1 protein-coding gene is annotated in these 917 nt (G+C 71.1%); it reads left to right on the top strand.

All coding sequences use genetic code 11. The annotated features are described in order from the left end of the window. Positions 1-181: 181 nt before the first annotated feature. The coding region (locus ACFPMG_RS23750) for a phage tail protein (protein WP_376997691.1) at positions 182-917 on the top strand (736 nt) is incomplete at its 3' end.

Genomic DNA, 917 nt, shown 5'->3' on the forward strand with positions numbered 1-917 from the left:
GGCATCACCGGCGGCACCGTGGCCGTCGCGCCCGCCTCGGCCGGCGCCACCCAGAAGGTCTCCACCCAGTCCCCGGCGATCGGCCAGACCGTCTGCATCGTGGCCAACGGCCTGTACCCGAACCGTCCCTAACGGGTCGCGGTCACCGACGCCGCCCCCTTCCCAACGCCGAGGACACATCATGCGCAAGACTCTTCTCTCCGCCGCCTTTGCGATGGCTGGCGGCATGGCTTTGTTCAGCACCCCCGCCGCCGCCTGCAACGTGGAGCCGTACATCGGCACCATCTGCACCTATGCGTTCGACTGGTGCCCGCAGGGCTATGTCGTGGCCGATGGCCGGACACTGACGGTGCGCGATAACCAAGCGCTGTTCGCCCTGATCGGCTACCGCTACGGCGGCAACAACGCGGATCTCTTCGGCATCCCCGATCTGCGCGGCCGCGCCGCCATCGGCACCGGGACCGGACCCGGCCTGACGAACATCGCCATCGGCGCCAAGGTCGGCCAGCAGGAGCTTCTGCTGTCGGCGGCCCAGGTCCCGCTGCAGCCGCACACCCACACCGCCACCTTCACCGGCACGGGCGGCGGCTCGGGCGGCTCGACCACCGTTCCCTTCACCGGCACGGTCAGCGTTCCCATCACCAACGGCGGCACCCCGGTGTCGGCCCCGACCTCGGGCACCGTCTATCTCGGCGACGCCTCGATCGATGACGGCGGCGCCGGCATCATCCTGAAGGGGCCGTACAACACCAGCGGCCCGGGCACGGGCGCCAAGGTCGCCGGCACGGCCAGCGGCTCCATCACAGTGCCCAACACCGGCATCACCGGCGGCACCGTGGCCGTCGCGCCCGCCTCGGCCGGCGCCACCCAGAAGGTCTCCACCCAGTCCCCGGCGATCGGCCAGACCGTCTGCATCG

Source organism: Azospirillum himalayense (assembly GCF_042657465.1).
In the GTDB taxonomy this organism is placed as follows: domain Bacteria; phylum Pseudomonadota; class Alphaproteobacteria; order Azospirillales; family Azospirillaceae; genus Azospirillum; species Azospirillum himalayense.